The following is a 25,055-nucleotide window of genomic DNA, read 5'->3' as shown; positions in this document are numbered from 1 at the left end:
ATTATATAAAAAAATTAAAATAAAATCTTGTCATTCTTTAAAGACCATGCTATAATCAATTTTGTGCTTATGAAGGCCCCTTGGTCAAGCGGTTAAGACACCGCCCTTTCACGGCGGTAACACGGGTTCGAGTCCCGTAGGGGTCACCATTTCAATTTCATACATATTAGGTCCCGTGGTGTAGCGGTTAACATGCCTGCCTGTCACGCAGGAGATCGCGGGTTCGATTCCCGTCGGGACCGCTTTTAATGCTTATCGTAATAACGATAAGCATTTTTTATGTTATTTGCCATTGAATAACGGCAAACAATAGAATTAATCATCAAATAGTGTTAAATTATAGTATAGGATATCATGCACAAATCTGTGCTCGAAGATACTTACTTTCAAAAAGAAATGAGGTTAGTGCTATGGCTAGAAAAATAGTAGTCGTTGATGATGAGAAACCAATTGCAGACATACTAGAATTTAATTTAAAAAAAGAAGGTTATGATGTTTATTGCGCATATGACGGTAATGACGCAGTAGACCTAATATATGAAGAAGAACCAGATATTGTCTTATTAGATATTATGTTACCAGGTAGAGATGGTATGGAAGTTTGTCGTGAAGTACGTAAAAAATTCGACATGCCTATTATTATGTTAACAGCTAAAGATTCAGAAATAGATAAAGTTTTAGGACTAGAACTAGGTGCAGATGACTATGTAACGAAACCTTTTTCAACACGAGAATTAATCGCACGTGTTAAAGCTAACTTACGTAGACATTATTCACAGCCTAGCCAAACAGAAGATGAAGAAACAAACGAAATAGTCATTAAAGATATTACAGTATATCCAGATGCATATTCAATTAAAAAACGTGGCGCAGATATCGAATTAACGCACCGTGAATTTGAATTATTCCATTACTTAGCGAAACATATCGGACAAGTCATGACACGTGAACATTTACTACAAACTGTATGGGGTTATGATTACTTTGGAGATGTAAGAACTGTGGACGTTACAATACGTCGTCTACGCGAGAAAATTGAAGATGATGCATCTCATCCAGAATACATTGTAACGCGTAGAGGCGTGGGTTACTTCCTGCAAACTCAAGAGTAGGATGATGCTATGAACTGGTTAAAAAAATTCCAATCCCTCCACATTAAACTTGTTGTAATATATGTTTTATTAATTATTATTGGTATGCAAATAATCGGATTATACTTTACGAACAGTCTAGAAAAAGAAATGACGCGTAACTTTAAGACGAATATCGAACAGCATGTTAAACAGATTAATTACAACATCAAGAAAGCATACAATTCGGAAGATCCAGACCGAAATTTCCAAAAAGAAATACAAGGCATTTTAGATGATTATGCAAATCGCACAGAAATTGATGAAATTCGATTTATCGATGAAGACCAAATTATTGTCGCGACATCTAAAGCCACAAACCAAAATACCGTCAACCAGAAAGTAAACGATAGCTCTGTTCAAAAGGCATTATCATTAGGAAAAGCTAACGACAAAATTGTCTTGAAAAATGATTCTGCAGATAAAAATAGAGTGTGGATTAAAAATAAGCCCGTACATTATGACGATAAAGTTGTAGGGGATATTTATGTTGAATCAGATATTGATTCTGTTTATGAACAATTAAATAACATTAACCAAATCTTTATTATCGGTACAGCTATTTCATTATTAATCACAATCGTACTCGGTTTCTTTATTGCGCGAACAATTACGAAACCAATATCAGACATGCGTAATCAGACGTTAGAAATGTCTAAAGGTAACTATACACAGCGCGTAAAAATATACGGTAATGATGAAATCGGCGAACTAGCCCTTTCATTTAATAACTTATCTAAACGTGTACAAGAAGCACAAGCGAATACAGAAAGTGAAAAACGTCGACTAGACTCAGTTATTACACATATGAGCGATGGCGTTTTAGCTACTGACCGTCGAGGTCGTGTTCGTATTATTAATGAGATGGCGCTTAAGATGCTTGGTTTAGAACGTGGAGAAGTTGAATCTAAACATATATTAGATGTCTTAAATATTGATGAAGACTATTCATTGGATGATTTACAAGAAAATAATGATAGTTTTGTTATCGATATTAACGAAGAGGAAGGTCTAATCGTACGTGTTAACTTCAGTACAATTATTCAAGATACTGGGTTTATAAATGGTTACATTGCCGTCTTACATGACGTAACAGAACAACATATTCTTGAAAATGAACGACGTGAATTTGTTGCGAATGTTTCACACGAATTGCGTACACCTTTAACTTCTATGAGAAGTTATATAGAAGCTCTAGAAGAAGGCGCTTGGCGTGATCCAGAAGTTGCACCTACGTTCTTAAATGTTACGAGAGAAGAAACAGACCGTATGATTCGTCTAGTAAACGACTTACTTCAATTATCTAAAATGGATAATTCAGGCGAGCAAATGAATACAGAACTAATTGATTTCAACATGTTTATCAATAAAATTATAAATCGTCATGAAATGACACAAGGTAAAAATGTTACGTTTGTACGTGACATACCAGTTAAAGGACTATTTGTAGAAATTGATCCTGATAAGATGACACAAGTATTTGATAATGTCATAACAAATGCGATTAAATACTCACAAGAATCTAAAAAACGTGTCGAGTTTCATGTGAAACAAAATACGTTATATAACAGAATGACAATACAAATTAAAGATAATGGTATTGGTATTCCTGTTAATAAAGTAGATAAAATATTCGATCGATTCTTCAGAGTCGATAAAGCAAGAACACGTAAAATGGGCGGTACTGGTTTAGGTCTCGCAATTACTAAAGAAATCGTAGAATCCCATAATGGTAGAATATGGGCAAATAGTAAAGAAGGCCAAGGTACATCGATTTATATCACATTACCGTGTGAAATAATGGAAGATGAGTTTGGTGATTGGGATGCGTAATAAAGAAGTCATTAAATCTGTTATACTCATCATATTCGTATTGTTCAGTGTTTTCATGACATATCGCGTATGGACTTTTACGCCCGAGTTAACTGACTTAGAATCCGATATGAACGCTGAAACACCTGCCATTGGACCTAAAATAAGTAAACCTATAGATAGTGTTATCATGCCCTTAAGAATTATTAATCGAAACGGCACGGATTTGAAAGGGACGTCTAACGTTGAAGAAATCAAGAAGATAACTGATGTTATGTTAGATAAAGATGTAAAGAAAGTAGATATCTTAACGAGTGAATCAGCTGTGCAGTTAGATGATTTATCAGAAAGATATACGATTTTAGACTTCCCGGACAGTGTCCCGAGTGAAATGTATTTAAATCAAGTGTTAGGGCTGAGCATGAGCAATTACCCTAAAATTAATTTTGATAGAATACTCGTAGATACGAAATCAACAGATCGAGCGGTTGTATATTTATTAAGTGAAAACAAACAAAAAGCAATCAAGCTGCAAACGACGATTAAAAGTCATGAATTTGATAAAATAAATAAAGAAGCGGCATCTAAATTTAAGCCTTACACAAGTATTATTACAAATCAGAATACGACGAATGAAATCAATCAGATATATGCACCTGAAACAGCAGATAACATCAATATTTATCGATATGTATCGAACAAAATTTCGGTATCGGATTTAAATGATGTAATCTTAGGTGATTCAGTTATTGCTCGTAATAATGATAATCACGTTTCAACTTATAATAACAATACAGGTATAGCGACAGTAAACGAGAAGAAACAAACATACCGTTATACAAACTTATCTGAAGATGAAAACAACATAAAAGACCTTTCTAAATCGATATCTAATTCATTTAAATTTATTAACGAACATGCTGGGTTTACAGATGAGTTTCGTCTATTTGGTACAGACCCGAAACAAGGTAACGTCAATTATAAAATGTTCTTAAATAACTATCCTGTGTTTGATGAAGATAATCTTTCTTCAATTGAAGCATCTTGGGGTAGAGACACAATTACAGAATATAATAGAGGGCTCATTACAACTGGTGTCGCTGTACCTTCTAAGAAAGAGTCAGATGAGATACCAACAGCAGAAGAAGTTCGTTTCAATTTAGCCTCAAATGCTGAAATAGATTTTAATAAAGTAACCAATTTTGCTATAGGTTATGATTTATCGTTACCAGTTGATGATATTGATAACCTACAAGATACAATAGAATTCACGCCTAAATGGTATATAAAATATGATGGCGAATGGAAACAGTACGAGAATGGAGGGTTAAAATAATGGATTGGAAACATGCCAAAACACTCTTCATTATCGTATTTATTCTCATTGATATAGGACTGGTTCTTGTTTATTTTAATAAAGTGAATAACTCTATTGTTCAAGAATCAAATGATCAATCTGACGTGAACTTTACAAAAGAAGGTATTGATTTACCGAATTTACCAAGCTATAAAAATAAAGAAATGCAAGCTATCACAGCTGATAGTAAATCGTTCACTTCAAATGACCTAGAAGGGGTTTATACATTATCTGAAAAAGATACAAAAATTAGTAAAGATTTAGATGATGAAAATTTAACAAAAGACAGCAAAGAGCAGACATTTAAATCTCTAATTAATAAAGAAGCCTACAAAGGTAAAGAATATCATCAAAAAGAGAATAATAAAGATAAAAATAAAGTCATATACGAACAAAACTATGATGATTTCCCTATATTGAATAATAGTAAAGGTGAAATTGTCTTTAACATCGAAAATGGAAAAGTTAAGAACTTTACTCAAACATATTTAGATAAGTTAAAACCAGGTACAGGTGATAACAATAGTAAACAAAAAGTAGTCGATGCAAAGACAGCTTTAGAAACCTTATATTACAACACATATTTAACAAAAGGCGATACAGTAGAATCTGTAAGGTTAGGCTATTATAGTGTTGTAAAAGAAATAGGTGGACAAGTACTTGTTCCAAGTTGGGAAGTTAAAGTGAAATCTAAAGAAGATGGAAAAGAAAAGACGACCTTACTATACGTTGACGCTATTAAGCCAGAATCAACTGTATTAGAAGAATCATAGTTTTAAAAAGCAGTAATTAAAGGAGATGAACACTTGTGATCGCAATGAGCGTACTCGCAAGTGGCAGTACAGGAAATGCCACTTATATAGAATCAGATAAAGGAAGCCTGCTCGTAGATGCTGGATTAACAGGTAAAAAGATAGAAGGTTTATTTCAACAAATAGATAGAAGCATTAGCGACTTAGAAGGCATCTTAGTGACGCATGAACATATCGATCACATTAAAGGGCTAGGCGTTCTCGCAAGAAAATATAAACTACCTATTTATGCTAATAAGAAGACTTGGCAAAAAATAGAAGCAAAAGATAAAAACATACCACTAGATCAAAAATTCAACTTCGAACCATTTGAAACAAAGACATTAGCAGGTATAGATATCGAATCATTTAGCGTGTCACACGATGCGATAGACCCGCAGTTCTATATATTCAATAACGACTACAAAAAGCTAACAATGATTACCGATACAGGATATGTATCAGATAGAATGAAAGGTATGATACATGGCAGTGATGCCTTCGTATTCGAAAGTAACCATGACGTAGATATGTTGAGAATGGGAAGATACCCATGGAAGACGAAACAACGTATATTAAGCGATATGGGACACGTATCAAACGAAGACGCAGCACATGCAATGTGCGATGTTATAACAGGTAATACAAAGCGTATATACCTATCTCATTTAAGTCAAGATAACAACATGAAAGACTTAGCGAGAATGAGCGTGGGTCAAATACTTAATCAACATGATATAGATACGAAAAAAGAAGTCACGTTATGTGATACAGATAAAGAAAAAGCAACACCAATATATTACTTATAACTAAAAGATATCCCCAATTTAGCGGTTGGGGATATCTTTTTATTTTGTGCACAGGAATACACACAGTTATACACAACTGTCCACAAAATGTGTATAAATCATGTACTTACCCACAAAGTTATCCACATTGTATAAAAAACAGTGGATAAATCATAACTAAATGAATAAAAATAACTTACAGAATTTTAAAAAAGAGAACAAAAATTTTAAAATGTTGATATAATGATAACTGAAACTGTGCATAAGTTAATAACCTGTGGATAACTTTTAAGACAATGTATAAAGGTGGATAAAGATGAAAATCACAATTATTACAGTAGGCAAGCTCAAAGAAAAATACTGGAAACAAGCAGTAGACGAATATAACAAGAGACTAGGCGCCTACACAAAGACCGAATTAATCGAAGTAGCAGACGAAAAAGCACCAGATAATATGAGTGAGAAAGATATAGAGATAGTGAAAGAAAAAGAAGCGGACAGAATCATGTCTAAAATCAAAGCAGACAGTCACGTTATTACCTTGGAAATAGAAGGAAAGATGTTAACAAGCGAGCAGCTAAGCAAAGAAATAGATAACCTCATGACACGAGGTAACTCACATATAACATTTATCATCGGAGGATCAAACGGACTACATAGCAAAGTACTACAACGCAGCAACTACGCCCTGTCGTTCAGTAAAATGACCTTCCCACACCAAATGATGAAAGTCGTGTTGATGGAGCAAGTATATAGAGCATTTAAGATTATGCGTGGGGAGAGTTATCATAAGTGAAACAGATAAATAGGTTATGGATTATTAGTGCATTTTAAATTCAATGAGGTGAGATATGGATAAATACACAGAAAAAGTAAATGATTTGGAATTAATTGAGACTACTAAATATTACACAGAATTTGTAGAAGGCTTTAAAAAAATTCGAACTTGGGCAGAAAATGAAAATCTAAAAGATGTAGTGAAATTAGCACAATATGAGATTGAAATTCTCTCTTTATTTGAGGAAACTCCGATTTTATTAAAAAATAAAAAAAGATTTTCAGTGTTTGTCACTTTGGCTGATGGTAGAGAGTGGCCAGATATTCAAAAGTTTAGTGATGATCAATTTGAATACTATGAAAAAAGATTGGATGAAACAAGTAATGTATTTTTAAAAGCAAGATATTCTGACTTTTTATTTGAATATGGTAATAAAAAAACAACTAAAAACAAACATGAAATTTCAAGATACTTACTATCAAGTCTTGTTGAGATTATTTCACATTATAGAGAAGGATTTGGTTACATTTCAGTATTAGCTAGATTAGTTGAAGTATCTCTACTAATGAGAGATAGAGAAAAACTCAAAAAAGCTGTTGAATTAATGTATCTACAAATAAGTGAATTTGATAATAATAATGAGTATAGATGGTTATATGCACTTTCGAAACTTACAAGAGAAATTTTAAATTCTAAGCATAAAAAAATAATTTTGGTAAGTCATTCAAATAAAATTATAAATGTTTTAGAAAATACTATTAAAAACTATTTTGAAGATAAAAATTATCACCTACATAGAATACTTTGTGAAGAACTTATTCAATACGGAAAATTCAGTTTAATTTCTATTGAAAGAATAAGTGCATTGCAAAAAGAAATTGGAAAAAGCTATGAATTAGAAGCAGAACACCAACAAGAAAGAAAAAATAAGAGCTTATTGGTAAAAGCGTCTTTTTTAGAAAAAGCTATGAAACATTATAAGGAAATTGGTGAAAGGGAAAAATTTAATAAGATGAAAATTTTAGTGAAAAGGACCTATGAAGAATATGAAAAAAGTAATGAAATGAGTCTAATAAGAATTCCAATAGAATTTCCAGAAGAGGAAATTGATAAATTCGTTGAACATTTTACTTCGTCAGATATACAAAATTCGTTAGATAAAATAGCATACAGTAATGACTTAATACCTAAAATCACAGTAATTGAAGAGCAGGTTGATAAGTTAAGTAAAGATTTTCCTTTACAAGATTTAATTTCAAAAGGATTATTGAATGATGGAAAAAAAATAGTGGAAACTACTACAAAAGGAAATAATAAAACAATCAATTTTAATAGTAATTACATGCACCATTTAAATATTAATGTTGAATTACTTCTTAAAGCTATTTTTGATAAATTAATATCAGAATTTGAAATTTCTACTGAAGATTTCATGCAAAAATTTAATAGATGGGATTTACTTGATAGTAAGAATATTCCTTTTATTAAATGTGGAATTACTAAGTTTTTAGAAAAGGATTATATAAGCGCTATTCATATTTTGGTACCTCAATTTGAATCAGTAGTTAGAAGAATGTTTTCTAAACTTGGTTATTCAACTACCTCTATTAAGAAAGGAATTACACAACAAGAAGTAACGTTTAATGAATTTTTACTCAGAGATGATATTAGATCAGCCCTAGGAAATGATGTTCATAAACTAATTCAAATTGTGATGGTTGAACAATCGGGGTTAAACTTACGTAATGAAATTGCTCATGGATTAATAGAATTACATAATATAAATTACACAAAATGTATTTTAGTTATTTATTTATTTTTGATATTAACTACATATAATATCGAAAAAATTGATTAAGTGATAATTAAAAAAATATATAATATTTGTGGAGGACATATCATGAAATTAGAAGAGTTGCTACTAATCACACAACAACCATTAATTGAATATTCTCAAAATAAAAAATTATTAGAAGGATCACGTTTATTTGATATTGATGAAAGGATGTATGAAAGAAAAATCCCCAAAATTTTAACTAATAGCGATAAGTACCATATTGTTGAAATAGCTAACTATGATAATTTAATAATTATTGATAATGAAGTAATAAATGGTAATGAATTAATTCAAGTCGGCCAATGTATTGACTTTGATAGTAACGTAATGAGCTATTTACGAAATTTGATTGTGAATAATGAATATGAGAATGATTTCTTTAAAATTTTAAATAATATAAAAAAAAGTAAACAACAAATAAGCTGCGTACCTTATTTAATAGAAAATGGAAATAATATCCATAGTATAAATAAAATAATTTCATATGAAACAATATTATCATTTTCCATATTTGATAGAATAAGCGAATTTGATTTTGAAAATCGCAATTTCTCTAGATATTTTAATGATTCAGAAGTTATTTTAGATACAGATGATAGATACTATCATATGATGAATATACAAGACTCTAATATAGTGAAATTTCAAGCAATTTATCTATTAGTTTTAATGGCATTTTTCATAAAAAATAGTAGTAAAAAATCAGCAGAAAATAAAATTGTTTACTTGATTCAAAATTTTATTAAAGAAACTGAAAATAAATTAGCTTACTCAGAGTTAGAGTTAAGTGTTATTTTTGATTACATAAATAATGGTGAAAATAATATATTTAAATCTACCAATTTGAATAGTAAAAATTTATTGAGTAAATTAAAAGGTATAGCTTGGGATTTATTTCATATTAGAACATCAGAAGACCAAATCGCTCTAAGAAATACCAATAGCAAAGAAGTTTTTTTACATTCAATTTTTACAGCAGATAAAGGCTTGAGTAATGTGATAAATAACTATTCAATAAGCAGGATGCTAGCACATGAAGAAAAATTATATGTATATAGAGAAAATAATATATTTAAAAAATTATCAAAAGATAAAGCTTCTAAAATACAAGAATTGTTAGAAAAAGGTAGAGATATTAGAATTTCTAATGTAAGAGAAGCAAAGTACAACATACAAGAAAATATTGAGATGTATGAAAATTATATTAATAAAATTGTTTCAAAATAGAATTATTAGAGTCGATTATAGAGAAGATAAAGTATTAAGCCATTATAATGATTTTTTACTTTAGTAATATCACTTACAAGGGGAAGCGTATCATAAATAATGCGGTTTTTATTAAATTATTATATAAATGTTAAGGTGTGAAATTTTAAAATTTTTTGAATTTTGGTATATTTAAAGAAAGAATAAATAGTAAAGTGAGTGAAACATTGTGGGATATCAAAGTGAGTATGCATTAGAAAATGAAGTACTTCAACAATTAGAGGGATTAGGTTACGAACGAGTTGAAATACATAATGTTGAAGCACTACATAATAACTTTCGTCAAATTATTAATGAACGTCACAAAGATGAACTAAAAGGAAAGCCATTAACGGATCGTGAGTTTGATCGTTTAATGACAGCTATTAATGGTAAATCTGTATTTGAAAGTGCTATGCAATTAAGAGATCGCTACGTTCTTAAACGAGACGATGACACTGATATTTTTATCGATTTCATAAATTTAAAACAATGGTGTCAGAATAAGTTCCAAGTAACAAATCAAATTAGTGTTAAAGATAAATACAAAAGTCGTTACGATGTAACGCTACTTATTAATGGATTACCGCTCGTTCAAATTGAATTAAAACGTAGTGGTGTAGCTATTACAGAAGCCTTTAACCAAATTGAACGTTATCGTCGACAAAACTATACAGGCTTATTCCGTTACATACAATTATTTGTGGTAAGTAATAAAATGGAAACGCGATACTATGCAAATAGTGATCGTGAAATCTTTAAAGGACAAATGTTCTATTGGAGTAACGAACAAAATGAGCGTATCAATTATTTAAAAGATTTTATCGAAGCCTTCCTAGAACCATGTCATGTGGCGAAAATGATTAGTCGCTATATGGTTGTGAATGAAACAGATAAGATATTGATGGCGCTGCGTCCTTATCAAGTGTATGCCGTTGAAGCAATTTTAAAACGTGCGCTTGAAACAAATAATAATGGCTATATATGGCATACAACAGGAAGTGGGAAAACACTTACGTCATTTAAAGCTAGTCAATTATTATCACAAGAAGAAAATATTAAGAAAGTTATTTTCTTGGTCGATCGTAAAGATTTAGACAACCAAACATTAGCTGAGTTCAACAAATTCCAAGAAGATTCAGTAGATTTTACAGGTAATACACATAAGTTACTAAGACAATTGGCGGACCCTACGGTACAACTTATCGTTACAACAATTCAAAAAATGGCGAATGCGATAAAGTCTAATGCGACTATTATGGAAAAATATAAGCAAGATAAAGTTATTTTTATTATCGATGAATGTCATCGTACGCAATTTGGTGATATGCATCGTCTTATTAAGCAACATTTTGGAAATGCTCAATATTTTGGTTTTACAGGTACACCACGTTTTGAAGAAAATAAGAGCCAAGACGGACGTGCGACAGCCGATATTTTTGACAAGTGTTTACACCACTATCTTATTAAAGATGCGATTAGAGACCATAATGTATTAGGTTTTTCAGTTGAGTATAATCAAACATTCAATGCACAAAAAGATTTAGAAGAAGAGTATGTTTCAAAGATTAATACATCTGAGATATGGATGGCAGATGACCGTATTGAGGCTGTGGCGCGTCACCTTGTATCTAATTATCATAAAAAGACAGACAATGGTAATTACACATCTATGTTTGCAGTTCAAAGTATTCCTATGGCGATTAAATATTATAATGTCTTTCAAAAATTAAAAAATGAACAAGTACATGATTTGAATGTAACGACTATTTTTACATATCAAGCTAATGAAGATTCACAAGAAAAGGAAGCATACGAACATTCTCGTGAAGTGTTAGACGATATCATGAAAGATTATAATAATGCCTTTGGTACAAATTATGATACTGATAACTTTGAAGGCTACTTCTCTGATGTATCTAAACGTATGAAAGAAGTTGTGCGTGATGAAAAAATAGATATCTTAATTGTCGTTAATATGTTTCTTACAGGTTTTGATAGTAGAAAGTTAAATACATTGTATGTGGATAAAAACTTAAAACACCATGATTTAATACAAGCATACTCAAGAACAAATCGTATAGAAAAAGAAAGAAAACCGTATGGGAATATTGTATGTTACCGTGATTTGAAAAAACAAACAGATGAAGCAATTGAGATTTTTTCGCAAACGAATAACACTGATACTGTCTTAAGTTTATCTTATGATGAATATTTAGCGGATTTTAAAGATATTTTAGATAAGGTGTTCCAGTTAGCACCAACACCATTTGATGTAGATCAGCTTGAAGATGAAGATGTAAAGAAAGAGTTTGTGATTTTGTTCCGTGATTTATCTAATACACTTATCAAATTAAAGACATTTGATGAATTTCAATTTACGCAAAATGAATTGGGTATTTCTGAACAAACCTACGAAGATTATAAAAGTAAGTATTTAAATATTTATGAAGAAGTGATACGTGGTAAGAAACAAGGTGGCGATGAATCGAGTTCTGTATTAGACGATATCGATTTTCAAGTTGAACTTATGAGAAATGACTTAATTAATGTTAAATATATTATGGACTTAATTGGTCAGATTAATCTTTCAGATGTTAAAGCACGTGATGAGAAGCGTCATCAAATTCACAAGTTGTTAGAAAAAGCAGATGATCAACAATTACGTTTAAAAGCAGATTTAATTCGAGACTTCTTAGATAAAGTGGTTCCTTCACTTAAAGAAGATTCAGATATAAATGAAGCTTATTACGAATATGAAGATGAACAAAAAATGATAGAAATAGATACATTCGCTGAAGATAAGACATTCTCACCTATCATTTTAAATGAAGTTGTAAGTGAATTCGAGTATAGTGGTAATATTGATCGTAAGTATATTGGACAAAATATTACAGAACCATTTATAAAGAGAAAACGTAAAACAGATCAAATTGTACAATTTGTAGAAGATACTGTCAAAAAATACGGTACAGTTGAATAAGTTTAAAAATTCCTTGTATTTTTTATTTACTACAAGGAATTTTTAGTATATACTTTATTTGTAGTAATAAAAAAATACAGATAGGAGGTCAGTGTTATCTCTGATATCATAACTTTTTTAAATGGTACCTTAATCAATCGACTTGAGGAAGATGATAGTCATAATAGTAAAGTATTCACAATTTATGATCAATATATGTTGGCCTATGATAGTGGTGAATTTCAAAAGACATTTCATGAAGCAAAAAAAATTCAATTACCGATTCCGCATAATGGGCGTATTGTGAAAACTGGAGATATAATCATTAATATGATGACAGGGGATTGTGTGAGAGTGAGTCCAGAAAATGCAGGTAGTATTCTACCCTATAATTATACATTAATTAAAATTAATCAAGATCGCGTAGATGCTGATTATTTGGTCTATTGGATGAATCATTCACCTCATGCTAAAAGTCAATTTAATCAGTTTATGCAAGGTGGCTCACTAGTGAAAAAACTTACACTTAACCAATTAAAACAACTTGAGATTAATCTACCTTCGATTGAAAGGCAACAACTTATCGGTAAATTAGCAGTAAAACGTCAAAAAATAAAATATTTACATGACAAAAAAACATATTTAATGGATAAATATCTATCAGAAAGTTTACTAAGGGAGGAAAATTAAAATGTCTACAACAGAAAAACAAAAACAGCAGCAAGCAGAATTACAAAAAAAACTATGGAGTATTGCCAATGATTTACGAGGTAATATGGATGCGAGTGAATTTAGAAATTATATTTTAGGACTGATCTTCTACCGATTTTTATCTGAGAAAGCAGAAGAAGAGGTAGCTGAGTTATTAAAAGAAGATAATATTTCATACGCAGAAGCATGGGAAGATGATACGTATCGTGAAGCGTTACATCAAGAGTTAATTAATTTAATTGGGTTTGTTATTGAGCCACAAGATTTATTTAGTAATCTAATTAAAAAGGTTGAAAATCAAACATTTGAAATCGAGGACCTTTATAAAGCAATTAATAAAATAGAAGAATCAACACGTGGTAAAGATAGTGAAGATGACTTTGATCATTTATTCGCAGATATGGATCTTAACTCTACTCGTCTAGGTAATACTAACGCAGCACGCACAAAATTAATTTCAAAAGTCATGGCAAACCTTGCGACATTACCATTTGTTCATAGTGATATTGAAATAGATATGTTAGGGGATGCTTATGAGTATCTTATTGGGCAATTTGCAGCGACCGCAGGTAAAAAAGCTGGAGAATTCTATACACCCCAACAAGTGTCAAAAATCTTAGCTAAAATTGTGACAACCAATAAACCTAATTTAAAAAATGTTTATGATCCAACATGTGGATCAGGTTCATTACTTCTTAGAGTAGGACGCGAAGCGGATGTAAGATACTATTATGGACAAGAATATAATAGTACAACGTTTAACTTAGCACGTATGAATATGTTGTTACATGATGTAAACTATACACGCTTTAAAATAGATAATGGCGACACACTTGAAGACCCTGGATTTAAAGGAGAAAAATTTGAAGCAGTAGTAGCGAATCCCCCTTATAGTGCTAAATGGAGTGCAGATCCATCATTCTTAAATGATGAACGCTTTAGTGGTTATGGTAAATTGGCACCGAAATCAAAAGCAGACTTTGCGTTTATTCAGCATATGATTTACCACTTAGATGATAATGGTATAATGGCTGTTGTATTACCACATGGTGTATTATTCCGTGGCGCAGCTGAAGGTGTTATTCGTCAGTATTTAATTAAAGATAAAAACTATTTAGATGCGGTCATTGGTTTACCCGCAAACTTATTCTTTGGGACAAGTATTCCTACAAGTATTTTAGTTTTTAAGAAATGTCGCGAAGCAGATGATAATGTATTATTTATTGATGCTTCTCAATCATTTGAAAAAGGGAAGAATCAAAACCATTTACCAGATGAATCAGTGAATAAAATTGTCGAAACGTATCGCAATAGAGACGAAATCGAGAAATATAGTCATAAGGCAACATTAAAAGAAATTAAAGAAAATGACTATAACCTTAATATACCAAGATATGTCGATACATTTGAAGAAGAAGAACCAGTAGATTTAGAACAAGTACAAAAAGATTTGAAAACGATAGAAGCGGAAATTAAAGAAGTAGAATTAGAGATAGACGGTTACTTAAAAGAATTAGGAGTGGTGACACATGACTAATGAACTGAAGAATGTACCAGAATTAAGATTTCCAGAGTTTGATGGAGAATGGGAAGAGAATTCTCTTGAAAATATAAATAGTTTTTCAAAAGGAAAAGGAATCTCCAAAAAAGATATATCAGAAGAAGGTACTCCATGTATTCTTTACGGAGAATTGTATACTACTTATAATTTTATGGTTAATAAAGTGAAAAGTAAGACATTACTTGATACAAAAAATTTAGTAAGAGGTTATAAAAACCAAATTTTAATACCCTCTTCTGGAGAAACACCTATGGATATAGCTACAGCAGCAGTAATAAACACAGATGATAAACTCTTATTAGGCGGAGATATTAATATATTAACTCCAAAAGAAAAGCATGATGGGAAATTTATTACTTTATCAATCAATGGAAAGTATAAAAGAGAACTTAGTAAATTTGCTCAAGGAAAGTCAGTGGTACATTTATATAATAATGACATAAAAAAATTGAAAGTAAAATTTCCTTTAAATATTAAAGAACAACAAAAAATAGGAGACTTCTTCAGCAAACTCGATCGACAAATTGAATTAGAGGAACGAAAGTTAGCGAAATTAGAAGAACAGAAAAAGGGATATATGCAAAAAATATTCTCACAAAAGTTAAGATTTAAAGACGCGAATGGAAATGATTATTCTGGTTGGAAACCTGAGCAATTGAATAGCATTTTTACTAAATATCAGAATACTATTTATTTAGATGATAATGAGGAATATAAAAGGATTTCTATATCTAACAAAGGAAAAATTACGCATAGAGATATAGCTTTAGGAAAAGTGATAGGCAGAAAAAGACAGTATTTGATAGATCTGCAAAAATATCCCGACACTTTAACTTTTATAAGACAGGGCGTTTTTTTAGGTGGAATTGGGTTCGTTCCCAATTCTTTAGACGGTCATATTGTAACAGAGAACATGCCCTTACTAAGCATGTCAGAAAAATATAATAAAAGATTCCTGACATATTTATTTGTTTCGGAAACTTATTATAAATCAGTGATAGTTAAAAACTTACCTACAGGCAGTGCTCAAAAAGCATTACATGAAAAAGATTGGTTACAAAGTTTTGTTAATATCCCTATTTATAGCGAACAAGAAAAAATTGGTGATTTTTTTAACCAATTGGATAAATTAATTGAAAAACAATCAGATAAAACTGAATTATTGAAAAAGCGTAAAAAAAGTTTCTTACAGAAAATGTTCGTTTAATTCTGATAATTACCTATTATGTAAATTAACTAGAAAGGAATATAAATTATGCAATTAACAATTTATGAATTAGTCATTTTAAATTCAATGAATATTGAAGTATACAGATATCAAAGTGATAATAGAAAAGAAGTTGAAAATAAAATTGAGGAATTAAAAGATGATTCAGGAGAAGAATATAAAGTTTTGACATATGGTGTTATTTCTACTGTAGGAGAATATACTGAAATACCAGATGATTTAGAAATGAAACTTCAAGTAGAAAAATTAAAGTTAAATGGCGCTAAAAAAAATTAGAAATAAGCCTCTCTCACTGCTAGGTGAGAGAGGTTCTAGTTTTATTAAAAGTAATATTATAATTTTTTTTTGATAGGTAATGGTTAATAATTGTTTGTAAATCATTATTAAGTACAGTTGTTATAGTATCATCATTCATAAAGTCATCATAGATCTTATCCAATGTTTTCTCATCTTCAATTGCTACGAAATGACATACTAGACCTTTTACTATTGAAGCGTAATCATGCGATGCTAAACAACTAGCAACTGTATACCAATCTGATTGTTTAGTTTCATGGTTCATAGATAATCCCCCTTTATTTCAATGTCCATTTTTGACGTGCTTTAGGGTTGAGTGGATGCATGACTTCATTTGTTGCTGGATTAATGAGCTTTTTGACTTTCTTTTTATGAGGTTTTAAAATTTCCATCACTTGTTCGACACGTTCAACAACTACAGGCCGCTTCGCATAGGCACCATAAGCAAGAATGACTGTTTCACTTTCGCTTATCGCTTTCATCAAGTAAATGTCAGTATGCTTATCAAAAGGCTCTTTGATGTGTTTGAGGTTTTCAGGTGTTTTGATATTAGAAAATAGATTAACAAGGTATACAGCACCATATTGCTCGGAATTAGCTAATTGGTTGAGGATAAGAACAGTTGTGAGATCAAGTGATAATACGCCATCTAAATGAGGATACATAGTTATTACTGTACAAACAGGCTTCTTTTCATCCCATGTCTTTTTAAGTAAGTAACGATGCTGTTCATCATCGCTAAAAATTGCTTCTGTGTGTATGGTGCTTTTGATTGTATTCATAGTATTCACTTCCTTTAATATTCTTCTGGCAACAACATGACATAATATGAAAGGTCTACATCATCTTCACGGATAACGTAGACCTTACTGATATTTATTGCTTTTTGACAATTTGCTTTATGAATTTTGGCATATTCAGGACGTTCTTGCTTATGTTTGATATATAGTTGATCATTGTATATATTGAATTGAAAGATGTGAAAGTAATCTATATCATCGCTTTCCATCGATAGTTCTTCTTCTCTTAGCGATACAAGTTTCCATATTTGTAGCTGGACTATTTGAGGTAATTTAGAGGCAATACCTCTTGTAATATACCGTTCCATTATCATTCCCCTTTATCTAATTCTTCTATAATTGTAATCACACTTGTAATGACAGTATTACTAATTTCTGCGATACGGATTCATGTCGTCATCATTGTTCATCTCCTTTTTGTAGTAAATAGCGTTGGTCTAGCAAAGGCATAACTGTATTATGAAAATATAAGAAATCCATTTCGTGATTTTCGTCAATATACCCTATGGCTACGAGTTGTTTCTGATAGTAGAGAATAAAGGGATATATATTTCTCTTATGGAGTGAAGCAGAGTAGTAAGTATATGTGTTAAGGATTTTGTTAGTCAGTGAACCAAGTTTGATATATTGGTCGGGTAGTATATTGTCTGCGACTTCGTCAATGGCTTCACATTGCCATTCTTCCTTTTGGGGTAGACTAAATAAATGTGTGATATAGTGCTTGAGTTGTTTCTCTAGTGTCATAATCATGACCTCCTCTAGTGTTTTTGATGTATTCATGTGATACATCATATAGATAATATATGCTTCAAAAAAAGGTTGTTTCGTTTGTGAATCCCATCTTTATTCAAAAAAATATTCCCATCAAAATTCGTCTCAATCGTTGGCATGACTAGGAAATCCCGTTATCCCATTCATTTCTCGGGAAATATATCCATATATTTATATCATTTAGTGTAGATTGGGTGAACGACTTACTTTTCTTTTATATTATTTATTAATAAATAATAATGGGATTTTGGGATTACGCTTGCGTAATCCTTCTCTTACATATATTTATCAGATCCCATTGTTATCCCGTTGATTTATCATGTTGGGATGTTCTTTCGTCATTCAATATAAGCTATAAATTGAGTCATCAATGATAGGTATACTGAAATTGTCTATTAGTTGAGTGTTATTGGATGGCGAAAGGACAATATGACGAAACTAAATTTGAAGATAAATAGTTTGAGGTAAAAATAAAGACGAAGTGCTGAGTAACACTTCGTCGAGAGGGGTATTATGGAAGAGTTGTTTAATGATTTCATGATTGAGTTTTAATGTGACATAGAACTTCTTTTTATGATGATCGTCTTTACGAATATCAATGTGATCTATGACTGTAAGGTATAATGCTTTGATTTGTGATGTCATTGAGTTGTTTTTCATACTGATGAATCGTATTTTTAAGCACAGATGTTAAGTCTGAATTATCTTCAAGCACTTTTATCAAGTTATCTAATTTGATTTGGACTTCATCAAATTGTTGTTGTTTATAAGAGATGTCATGATTTAAAGGAGACGTATCAACTTAATGCGCTTGATTGACACGTTCAAATATTTGCTTGATAACTTTGTCGCTTTTAACTAATATAACTATAAAGTATGAGGATTTAATTTTTTAAGTTGTGATGGATATTTAAATGTATTTTGGTTTAATATTGAAAGAATGTATTTCATAATTATAAATATTATACATGTGTGATTACCAATAATTAATGGAGTGATTGATATGAAATCAATTAAATTAATAAAGTATAATAGTGTTCTATATACCAATAAAAGATTAAAAAATATAAATCAGTTAAAGCTATCTAAACCTTATTTAGATTATAGTAATAGACTAACAAAGCCGATGTATAACTCTTTAGATGTCATTAATAAATTAAAATTATCCCAGTTAAAAATAATTAGTGTTAAATCGTATTTAACAAACATTGAAAATATAGTGGAAAATGTTCAAAGACATGTACCAAAAATAAATAATTTGATGGCAGATACTATAATTAAAGTAAATAGAGCTTTAAATGATAGCTTTAAAGTTCATATAAATTTGATTAATAAAATAACGACCAATATCGATTTTAGTAAGTTACGAGAAGCAATTAATTTATTAGAAGAAAGTTTAAAGCTATTCATTAAATACAGCGAGAAATACAGACTGAGCATGAAATTAGAATATTTTTCTGATTACTATGAAATTTATCTTGAAAAAGACAAAATCACTGATGAAGACATTTATGTAACCTTTAAATCTCATTACTCAGTCATTAAAAATAATCTCATTGAAAATGATTTTTACTATCCAAAGAGGGCTTATACCCAGCGAGTTATAGATAACTTTGAACATAAGCGTTATACAGAAGCTGCTATGCTTGCATTAGCATCTATTGATTATTTAGTTATATATAATACATATCAGGAAGAAAGAGAAGCTAAATATAAAAATATAAATAAGATTTTGAATAGAGATATACTAGGTAATGAAGAAGAAATCGAACAAGTTATCACTCAATATACTGTTAAGTTGATAAAGGAATATTATGGTACTAATAATGATATAGAAGACCCGGACTACATTAATAGAAATAGATTAATGCATGGTATTATGGATATTGAATCAATTAAAAAAATTGATTGTATAAAATTTATATATCTATTAGATGTATTGTCAACTATTAAAGTTGAGTTAGTGAAAGGTTAGGAGAAATAACTGTCATTATATATTATAAGCTTTTATGTTTAAAAACCTCATCACTACTCGATAAGCAGAAGCATATCATAAGTGATGTGGTGTTTGATTGCTCATTTTCAAAGATAGTATTTTAATATTTAACTTATATCAATAAATTTAGTTTTACAATCATTAATAATAATGTGATTAATGTGACTTAGAATAACCAAAAGTATGTTGTGATAGGTAAAGCAAAGTGAATAATATATAGTATGAAAATAATGAAATGGACCAAGTTAAAAATCTAACTTGACCCATTTTTTTGGAAATTAAGCTCCAGAATTATTGATGTATTATGATATATGATAATGTAAAAAGAATGATTGGTATATTAAGACTATACTATATTGCTTAGTAAGTACTAATTATTGTCTTTGCTTGAGGAGTTAATTTCCTAAATATCATACTCGTTATCATAACTTAACCTTTATTTTCGCTGCCGCATTTTTTAATCAAATTAACTACGGCATCTTCTATTGCTTGTTTACATGGTTGTATTATTTTTTGGGGTTCATACAATTTTGGATTATTATTTAATACGGTTCTTAATGCTTGTGCCCATGCTTTTTTAACTTCAGTGTTAAAGTTAATTTTTGCGTGACCTAGTTGGATAGCATGTTTTAAATCATTATCTGAAATCCCCGTCGCACCGTGTAATGCCAGTGGTTGATGAAGTGTATCATTTATTTGTTTCATTAATTCAAAGCCTAAATCGGGTTCACCTTTGTATTCGCCATGTGCGGAACCTAAAGCAGGTGCAAGTATATCTACACTCGCTTTTTCAGAGAGTGCAATACAATCATCGATACTTGCATATTTAATCGTTCCTTCAATCCCATCTTCTTTACCACCAATACCGCCAACTTCACCTTCAACTGAAACAGCATTTTTGTGTGCATATGTCGCAACTTTAGATGTTTTTTCAACATTTTCAATAATATCTAATTTAGATCCGTCAAACATTACTGAATCATACCCTACATCAACCGCTTTTTTACAATTTGCAATGGATGTACTGTGATCTAAATGAATTTTAATAGGAATATTCACTTGCATTGTAAGTGTTTTATTTTTAATGGTCTGACAAACAAATTCATAACCACCTAATGAATTAATGAGATTGTCTGATGTTGCAATGATTATAGGTGATTTCATTTTATTAGCTGCTTTTATTATTGGTTCAATCCAATCTATTTCATTTAAGTTAACTTGAGGTACAGCGAACCCATTGTCTCTTGCATTGTTTAGTAATTCATTATATTTCACAATGATACCTCCTTTTTAAATAACCATATTTACAATTAAAATTAATCCGAGTCCAACTACTGATAGTACAGATTCTAATAAAGTCCATGTTAAAAAAGTTTCTTTCATTGTTAATCCAAAGTATTCTTTAAACATCCAGAAACCTGCATCGTTTACATGAGAACAGAAGATACTTCCTGCTCCAATTGCTAAAACAACAAGTGAAATATTTACATCAACAGATTCTAATAATGGTAGTACAATACCTACTGAAGAGATAGCTGCAACAGTTGTTGAACCTAATGCTACGCGTAAAATAGCAGCTGCTAACCAAGCTAAGAAGATAGGAGACATTTCAGTACCGTGGAACATATTAGAAATGGTATCTCCAACTCCACCATCTATTAAGATTTGTTTGAAAGTACCTCCACCACCAATAATGAGTAGTAGCATTGCGATAGGGGTAATGGCTTTCGTTACAGTATCCATAATGTCATTCATTTTTTGTTTTCTTCTAATACCCATAGTGTAAATCGCAAATAATACGGCGATTAACATTGCAGTGGTAGATGATCCAATGAAGTATATAAAACCTTCAAACCCTAAAGCTTTACCATCTTCGTGACCGGTTACTAACTGAACGACTGTAGAAAGTAGCATCAAAATAACTGGGCTCAATGCGGTTAATAAACTAATACCGAAACTAGGTTGTTGTTCTGGAGGTAATGATTTCGTTTCTTCAATATCGTCTTGCTTACCTAATTTAGAAAATGCAGTTGGTGTTAATTTGTATGCAACTTTAGGGAATAAACCACCGACAATAATAGCTAATGGAATACCAATAATAATACCGTACATCAAGACATGGCCAATATTTGCATGTACAGCTTGTGCAATGGCAACCGGTCCTGGATGTGGTGGTAGGAAACCGTGTGTGATAGCGATAGACGTTGCCATTGGTAGTCCTACTTTTAAATTAGAAACGTTTAGTTTTTTAGCTAACGTAAATACAAGTGGTATGAGTAAGACAAAGGCTACTTCTAAAAATAGTGAAATACCAATGATAAATGAAGCAATCAACATTGCCCATGTTACATATTTTTCACCAAATTTTTCTATTAGTTTTTCAGCAATTTTCGTAGCACCACCACCGTCTGAAAGTAGCTTTCCTAATATGGAACCTAGTCCAAAGATAATTGCGATGTGACCTAATGTATCTCCCATACCTTTTTCAATAGTTTCGACAATTTTATCTAACGGCATACCTAATAAGATGCCTGTTAGCATTGAAGTAATAATAAGTGCAATAAATGTATTTAACTTAAATAACATAATTAAAATAAGTAAAATAATAACCCCTATGACAACAGCAATTAATGGCCAAATTTCTCCCATGATTTTGACTCCCTTCAATAAGTTAAATTAACTATTTAGTTTATATACTTCCGTTAATGTATCGACTTCTCCCACATTTCCTGGGAAAATAACGTAAGGCATATGATCATATTTTGCTTCTTTGCCCGTTAACCATACTGGTACACCTTTCGTTATTTGACCGATGACTTCTGCCTTTTTAATGTTTAGGCCTTTGGTTGCTACATCACTAGAAGTAATTCCACCTTTAGCAATAATAAAGTTTGGCCGTATAGATAACTGTTTAACGATACTAACTAAACTATTAGATATATTTGTTGATATGCTTAAATTATTTGTTAAATCGTCTGTTTTAATCACATCACGAGATGTATATATAACGACATCTTTACCTTTAGCAATAATGTTTTTAACTTCTATTGTTAATTTGTCGATATAGTCTTGTAAACTAGATTGAGTCACTGCTTTTACGTCAAATTCAATTGCATTTATATCAGTATTTTCCAGTAAATGATTGAGTTGAGACGAAGATTTTTTAACGTGAGATCCAACGATAATGACGCCACCATTATTATTTTTTTTGTAATTTTTTAAATTGATGATTTCACCAGGTGTTTCACATATGGATTTCACAAATGATGCTGCGGTTCTGAAAATGAATCTTTTATTGTGAGATTTAAGATATTCAACTAGGCAAGCTGTAAAATAATCCATATCTTCATCGTTTAATGCATCTACGATAACAGCATCAAAGTTACTTAAAGTATCAAAAGTAGAAAGTATTTGTTCACTTTCTCTATTTCGAATTTGATCTAAAGTGATATGAAAAACATTTTCGGATTTAATTTCTCCTTGGCTTTTTTCTTCTATAAAATCTGCCATTGATTTTGAATTAAATCCAAAAGTAGTATCATTAGCAAATTCGCTTTCTGATACTGGGATATATTGATTATCTTCTTTTAAATAGTGAACTCCTTTATATGTGTAGCGATCACCTTCAAAGAATTCAGGTAAATAAAAGATAGCATTAAAAGGGTTTGAAGCTGTCTCATTTAAAACTTTTGGTTCTAAATAAAAGTGACCTCGTAATGTTGAATCTCCACGACTAATAATTAAATAAGGTTTATTTAATTTTAGTGATACATTTTCAATATTTTTACTTAGTTCTTGATGTAATTGTGTAGTTTCTAGTGCGTTCAATGCGCGTGAATTCGTTAAAATATAAAACATATTATTAGGTTGTTCAAATGCATCAGTTAAGAGCGATTCACTCCAATCTGTATATACAGGTAAATCTTTTACTGTTTGAGTTCCTGTTGGGTCATCGTCTAAAACTATGATTTTGTAATCTAAATTTTCTAAGTCTTTATTAAATGTGTCGTTTATTTGTTTGTCTATTAAATTTTTATTTAACATTTATTCATCACCTACATATTATTGATTTTTTCAAAATATTTAATAATTCCAGCTTGATCATTTAATCCATTACCTTGATTTACTTCAGATTTAAAAAATTCTTTTACTTGATTTACGAGAGGTAATGTTAAACCAATCGTATCTGCAGTAGAAGTAATATTTTTTAAGTCTTTCAAGTTAATATCGAGTGTACCCCCAGCTTGATAATCTTGTTCAATCATTTTAGGAAATTTTGCCTCCATAGCTGCTGATCCAGCTAATCCGTGTCTAATTGCTTCGAACATTTCATTTAAATCAATATCAAATTTTTTAGCTAATAGTACTCCTTCTGATAACGCTGCAATATTTGTGTTTACGATAATTTGATTTGCTAATTTAACTACGCTTCCAGATCCAACATCTCCAACTCTTATCACTGATGCAGCTACGGGCTGTAATACTTCTTTCAGTTCTGGAAGGATATCAGCGTCACAACCAACCATTACTGATAATTCCCCTGTAATTGCTAATGGTTCTCCGCCACTCACGGGTGCATCGATGTATTTAATAGCTTTTTCTTCTAGTACTTTACTGATTTCAAGAGATTCATTTGGTGTAAGAGAACTCGTATCAATGACATATTTAACATTAATTTCATCTTTATCGAGAATTGAATCTTCTCCACTATATAAAACAGACTTAACAATCGCGCCGTTCGGTAAAGATAGAACTAGATAATCTGCTTGTTTAGCTAGTTCTTCGATTGAAACCACTTGTGCGCCTTCTTTAACTAGTTCAGTTTCTGCTTCTTTATTCACATCATTAACTAGTACTGTGTTATTTGCTTTTAGTAAGTTTTTGACCATGGGTTTACCCATAATACCTAATCCAATAAATCCAATATTCATATTAATTCCTCCAATGTAAGCGATTACGTTCGATTGTATACCAAATTTGATTAAATGTAT

22 protein-coding genes, 2 tRNA genes and 1 pseudogene are annotated in these 25,055 nt (G+C 30.7%); 16 read left to right on the top strand and 9 right to left on the bottom strand.

Annotation, left to right across the window (positions count from 1 at the left end; translation table 11 throughout):
• The first annotated feature begins 74 nt into the window (after positions 1-74).
• The 15 genes from ACO6VN_RS11810 to ACO6VN_RS11740 all read left to right on the top strand — a co-directional run bounded on the left by ACO6VN_RS11810 (position 75) and on the right by ACO6VN_RS11740 (position 16,476).
• Positions 75-149: transfer RNA gene (locus ACO6VN_RS11810), tRNA-Glu, on the top strand.
• Between the two features lie 20 nt (positions 150-169).
• Positions 170-242, top strand: a tRNA-Asp gene (locus tag ACO6VN_RS11805).
• A gap of 168 nt (positions 243-410) precedes the next feature.
• Positions 411-1,112 (top strand): response regulator YycF, encoded by a 702-nt coding sequence (yycF, locus tag ACO6VN_RS11800; RefSeq protein WP_064204313.1) that lies wholly within the window; start codon positions 411-413, stop codon positions 1,110-1,112.
• Positions 1,113-1,121: 9 nt separating this feature from the next.
• On the top strand, positions 1,122-2,963 hold the full coding sequence (gene walK, locus ACO6VN_RS11795) for a cell wall metabolism sensor histidine kinase WalK (protein ID WP_422404727.1): 1,842 nt from the start codon (positions 1,122-1,124) through the stop codon (positions 2,961-2,963).
• Positions 2,956-4,278 (top strand): YycH family regulatory protein, encoded by a 1,323-nt coding sequence (locus tag ACO6VN_RS11790; protein ID WP_194200254.1) that lies wholly within the window; start codon positions 2,956-2,958, stop codon positions 4,276-4,278. The genes walK and ACO6VN_RS11790 overlap by 8 nt, the downstream gene beginning before the upstream one ends.
• Positions 4,278-5,072 (top strand): two-component system regulatory protein YycI, encoded by a 795-nt coding sequence (locus ACO6VN_RS11785; protein ID WP_194200255.1) that lies wholly within the window; start codon positions 4,278-4,280, stop codon positions 5,070-5,072. Before ACO6VN_RS11790 ends, ACO6VN_RS11785 begins: the two co-directional genes overlap by 1 nt.
• A gap of 44 nt (positions 5,073-5,116) precedes the next feature.
• On the top strand, positions 5,117-5,899 hold the full coding sequence (locus ACO6VN_RS11780) for an MBL fold metallo-hydrolase (RefSeq protein WP_422404754.1): 783 nt from the start codon (positions 5,117-5,119) through the stop codon (positions 5,897-5,899).
• A 295-nt stretch (positions 5,900-6,194) separates the two neighbouring features.
• Positions 6,195-6,674 carry a 23S rRNA (pseudouridine(1915)-N(3))-methyltransferase RlmH gene (gene rlmH / locus ACO6VN_RS11775; RefSeq protein ID WP_147640558.1) on the top strand — a complete coding sequence of 160 codons (480 nt, stop codon included), beginning with the start codon at positions 6,195-6,197 and terminating at the stop codon, positions 6,672-6,674.
• A gap of 55 nt (positions 6,675-6,729) precedes the next feature.
• A complete protein-coding gene (locus ACO6VN_RS11770; protein WP_422404726.1) occupies positions 6,730-8,514 on the top strand; it encodes a DUF4209 domain-containing protein in 1,785 nt (594 codons plus the stop codon).
• A gap of 42 nt (positions 8,515-8,556) precedes the next feature.
• Positions 8,557-9,720 (top strand): hypothetical protein, encoded by a 1,164-nt coding sequence (locus ACO6VN_RS11765; RefSeq protein WP_422404725.1) that lies wholly within the window; start codon positions 8,557-8,559, stop codon positions 9,718-9,720.
• Between the two features lie 208 nt (positions 9,721-9,928).
• Entirely contained in the window at positions 9,929-12,721 is a 2,793-nt protein-coding gene (locus ACO6VN_RS11760) for a type I restriction endonuclease subunit R (RefSeq protein WP_422404724.1), read from the top strand.
• A 96-nt stretch (positions 12,722-12,817) separates the two neighbouring features.
• Positions 12,818-13,390 (top strand): restriction endonuclease subunit S, encoded by a 573-nt coding sequence (locus tag ACO6VN_RS11755; protein WP_422404753.1) that lies wholly within the window; start codon positions 12,818-12,820, stop codon positions 13,388-13,390.
• 1 nt (position 13,391) lies between these two features.
• Positions 13,392-14,948: a type I restriction-modification system subunit M gene (locus ACO6VN_RS11750; RefSeq protein WP_422404723.1), complete on the top strand. Its 1,557-nt coding sequence runs from the start codon at positions 13,392-13,394 to the stop codon at positions 14,946-14,948.
• Entirely contained in the window at positions 14,941-16,179 is a 1,239-nt protein-coding gene (locus ACO6VN_RS11745) for a restriction endonuclease subunit S (RefSeq protein WP_422404722.1), read from the top strand. The genes ACO6VN_RS11750 and ACO6VN_RS11745 overlap by 8 nt, the downstream gene beginning before the upstream one ends.
• Positions 16,180-16,227: 48 nt before the next feature.
• Complete coding sequence (locus ACO6VN_RS11740; protein ID WP_204188120.1) at positions 16,228-16,476, top strand: hypothetical protein; 249 nt, start codon at positions 16,228-16,230, stop codon at positions 16,474-16,476.
• A gap of 19 nt (positions 16,477-16,495) precedes the next feature.
• Here the strand turns inward: ACO6VN_RS11740 and ACO6VN_RS11735 are convergent, their stop codons facing one another.
• The 5 genes and pseudogenes from ACO6VN_RS11735 to ACO6VN_RS11715 all read right to left on the bottom strand — a co-directional run.
• A complete protein-coding gene (locus tag ACO6VN_RS11735) occupies positions 16,496-16,762 on the bottom strand; it encodes a hypothetical protein (protein ID WP_422404721.1) in 267 nt (88 codons plus the stop codon).
• Between the two features lie 13 nt (positions 16,763-16,775).
• The gene (locus tag ACO6VN_RS11730; protein ID WP_422404720.1) at positions 16,776-17,279 is read right to left on the bottom strand and encodes a DUF1643 domain-containing protein; all 504 of its coding nucleotides are present in this window, start codon (positions 17,277-17,279) and stop codon (positions 16,776-16,778) included.
• A gap of 14 nt (positions 17,280-17,293) precedes the next feature.
• Complete coding sequence (locus ACO6VN_RS11725) at positions 17,294-17,605, bottom strand: DUF960 family protein (protein WP_422404719.1); 312 nt, start codon at positions 17,603-17,605, stop codon at positions 17,294-17,296.
• Between the two features lie 91 nt (positions 17,606-17,696).
• On the bottom strand, positions 17,697-18,041 hold the full coding sequence (locus ACO6VN_RS11720; RefSeq protein ID WP_422404718.1) for an SAUGI family uracil-DNA glycosylase inhibitor: 345 nt from the start codon (positions 18,039-18,041) through the stop codon (positions 17,697-17,699).
• A 465-nt stretch (positions 18,042-18,506) separates the two neighbouring features.
• Positions 18,507-18,939, bottom strand: a pseudogene (locus tag ACO6VN_RS11715) (recombinase family protein); the annotation flags it as partial.
• Between the two features lie 132 nt (positions 18,940-19,071).
• Between ACO6VN_RS11715 and ACO6VN_RS11710 the strand changes: the two are divergent.
• The gene (locus tag ACO6VN_RS11710) at positions 19,072-20,043 is read left to right on the top strand and encodes a hypothetical protein (protein ID WP_422404717.1); all 972 of its coding nucleotides are present in this window, start codon (positions 19,072-19,074) and stop codon (positions 20,041-20,043) included.
• Between the two features lie 450 nt (positions 20,044-20,493).
• On the opposite strand, the gene ACO6VN_RS11705 is transcribed toward ACO6VN_RS11710, so the two are convergent.
• The 4 genes from ACO6VN_RS11705 to ACO6VN_RS11690 are packed head-to-tail and all read right to left on the bottom strand — an operon-like array spanning position 20,494 to position 24,995.
• The gene (locus ACO6VN_RS11705) at positions 20,494-21,339 is read right to left on the bottom strand and encodes a ketose-bisphosphate aldolase (protein WP_422404716.1); all 846 of its coding nucleotides are present in this window, start codon (positions 21,337-21,339) and stop codon (positions 20,494-20,496) included.
• A gap of 15 nt (positions 21,340-21,354) precedes the next feature.
• The gene (locus ACO6VN_RS11700; RefSeq protein WP_275044882.1) at positions 21,355-22,716 is read right to left on the bottom strand and encodes a gluconate:H+ symporter; all 1,362 of its coding nucleotides are present in this window, start codon (positions 22,714-22,716) and stop codon (positions 21,355-21,357) included.
• Between the two features lie 24 nt (positions 22,717-22,740).
• Positions 22,741-24,108 carry a four-carbon acid sugar kinase family protein gene (locus tag ACO6VN_RS11695; protein WP_422404715.1) on the bottom strand — a complete coding sequence of 456 codons (1,368 nt, stop codon included), beginning with the start codon at positions 24,106-24,108 and terminating at the stop codon, positions 22,741-22,743.
• Positions 24,109-24,119: 11 nt separating this feature from the next.
• Positions 24,120-24,995: an NAD(P)-binding domain-containing protein gene (locus ACO6VN_RS11690; RefSeq protein ID WP_422404714.1), complete on the bottom strand. Its 876-nt coding sequence runs from the start codon at positions 24,993-24,995 to the stop codon at positions 24,120-24,122.
• Positions 24,996-25,055: the final 60 nt, after the last annotated feature.

The organism is Mammaliicoccus sp. JADD-157 (assembly GCF_049310805.1).
Taxonomy (GTDB): Bacteria; Bacillota; Bacilli; order Staphylococcales; family Staphylococcaceae; genus Mammaliicoccus; species Mammaliicoccus lentus.
The sequence above is the reverse complement of the archived record's forward strand: the minus strand, read 5'-3'. Positions and strand labels throughout refer to the sequence as shown.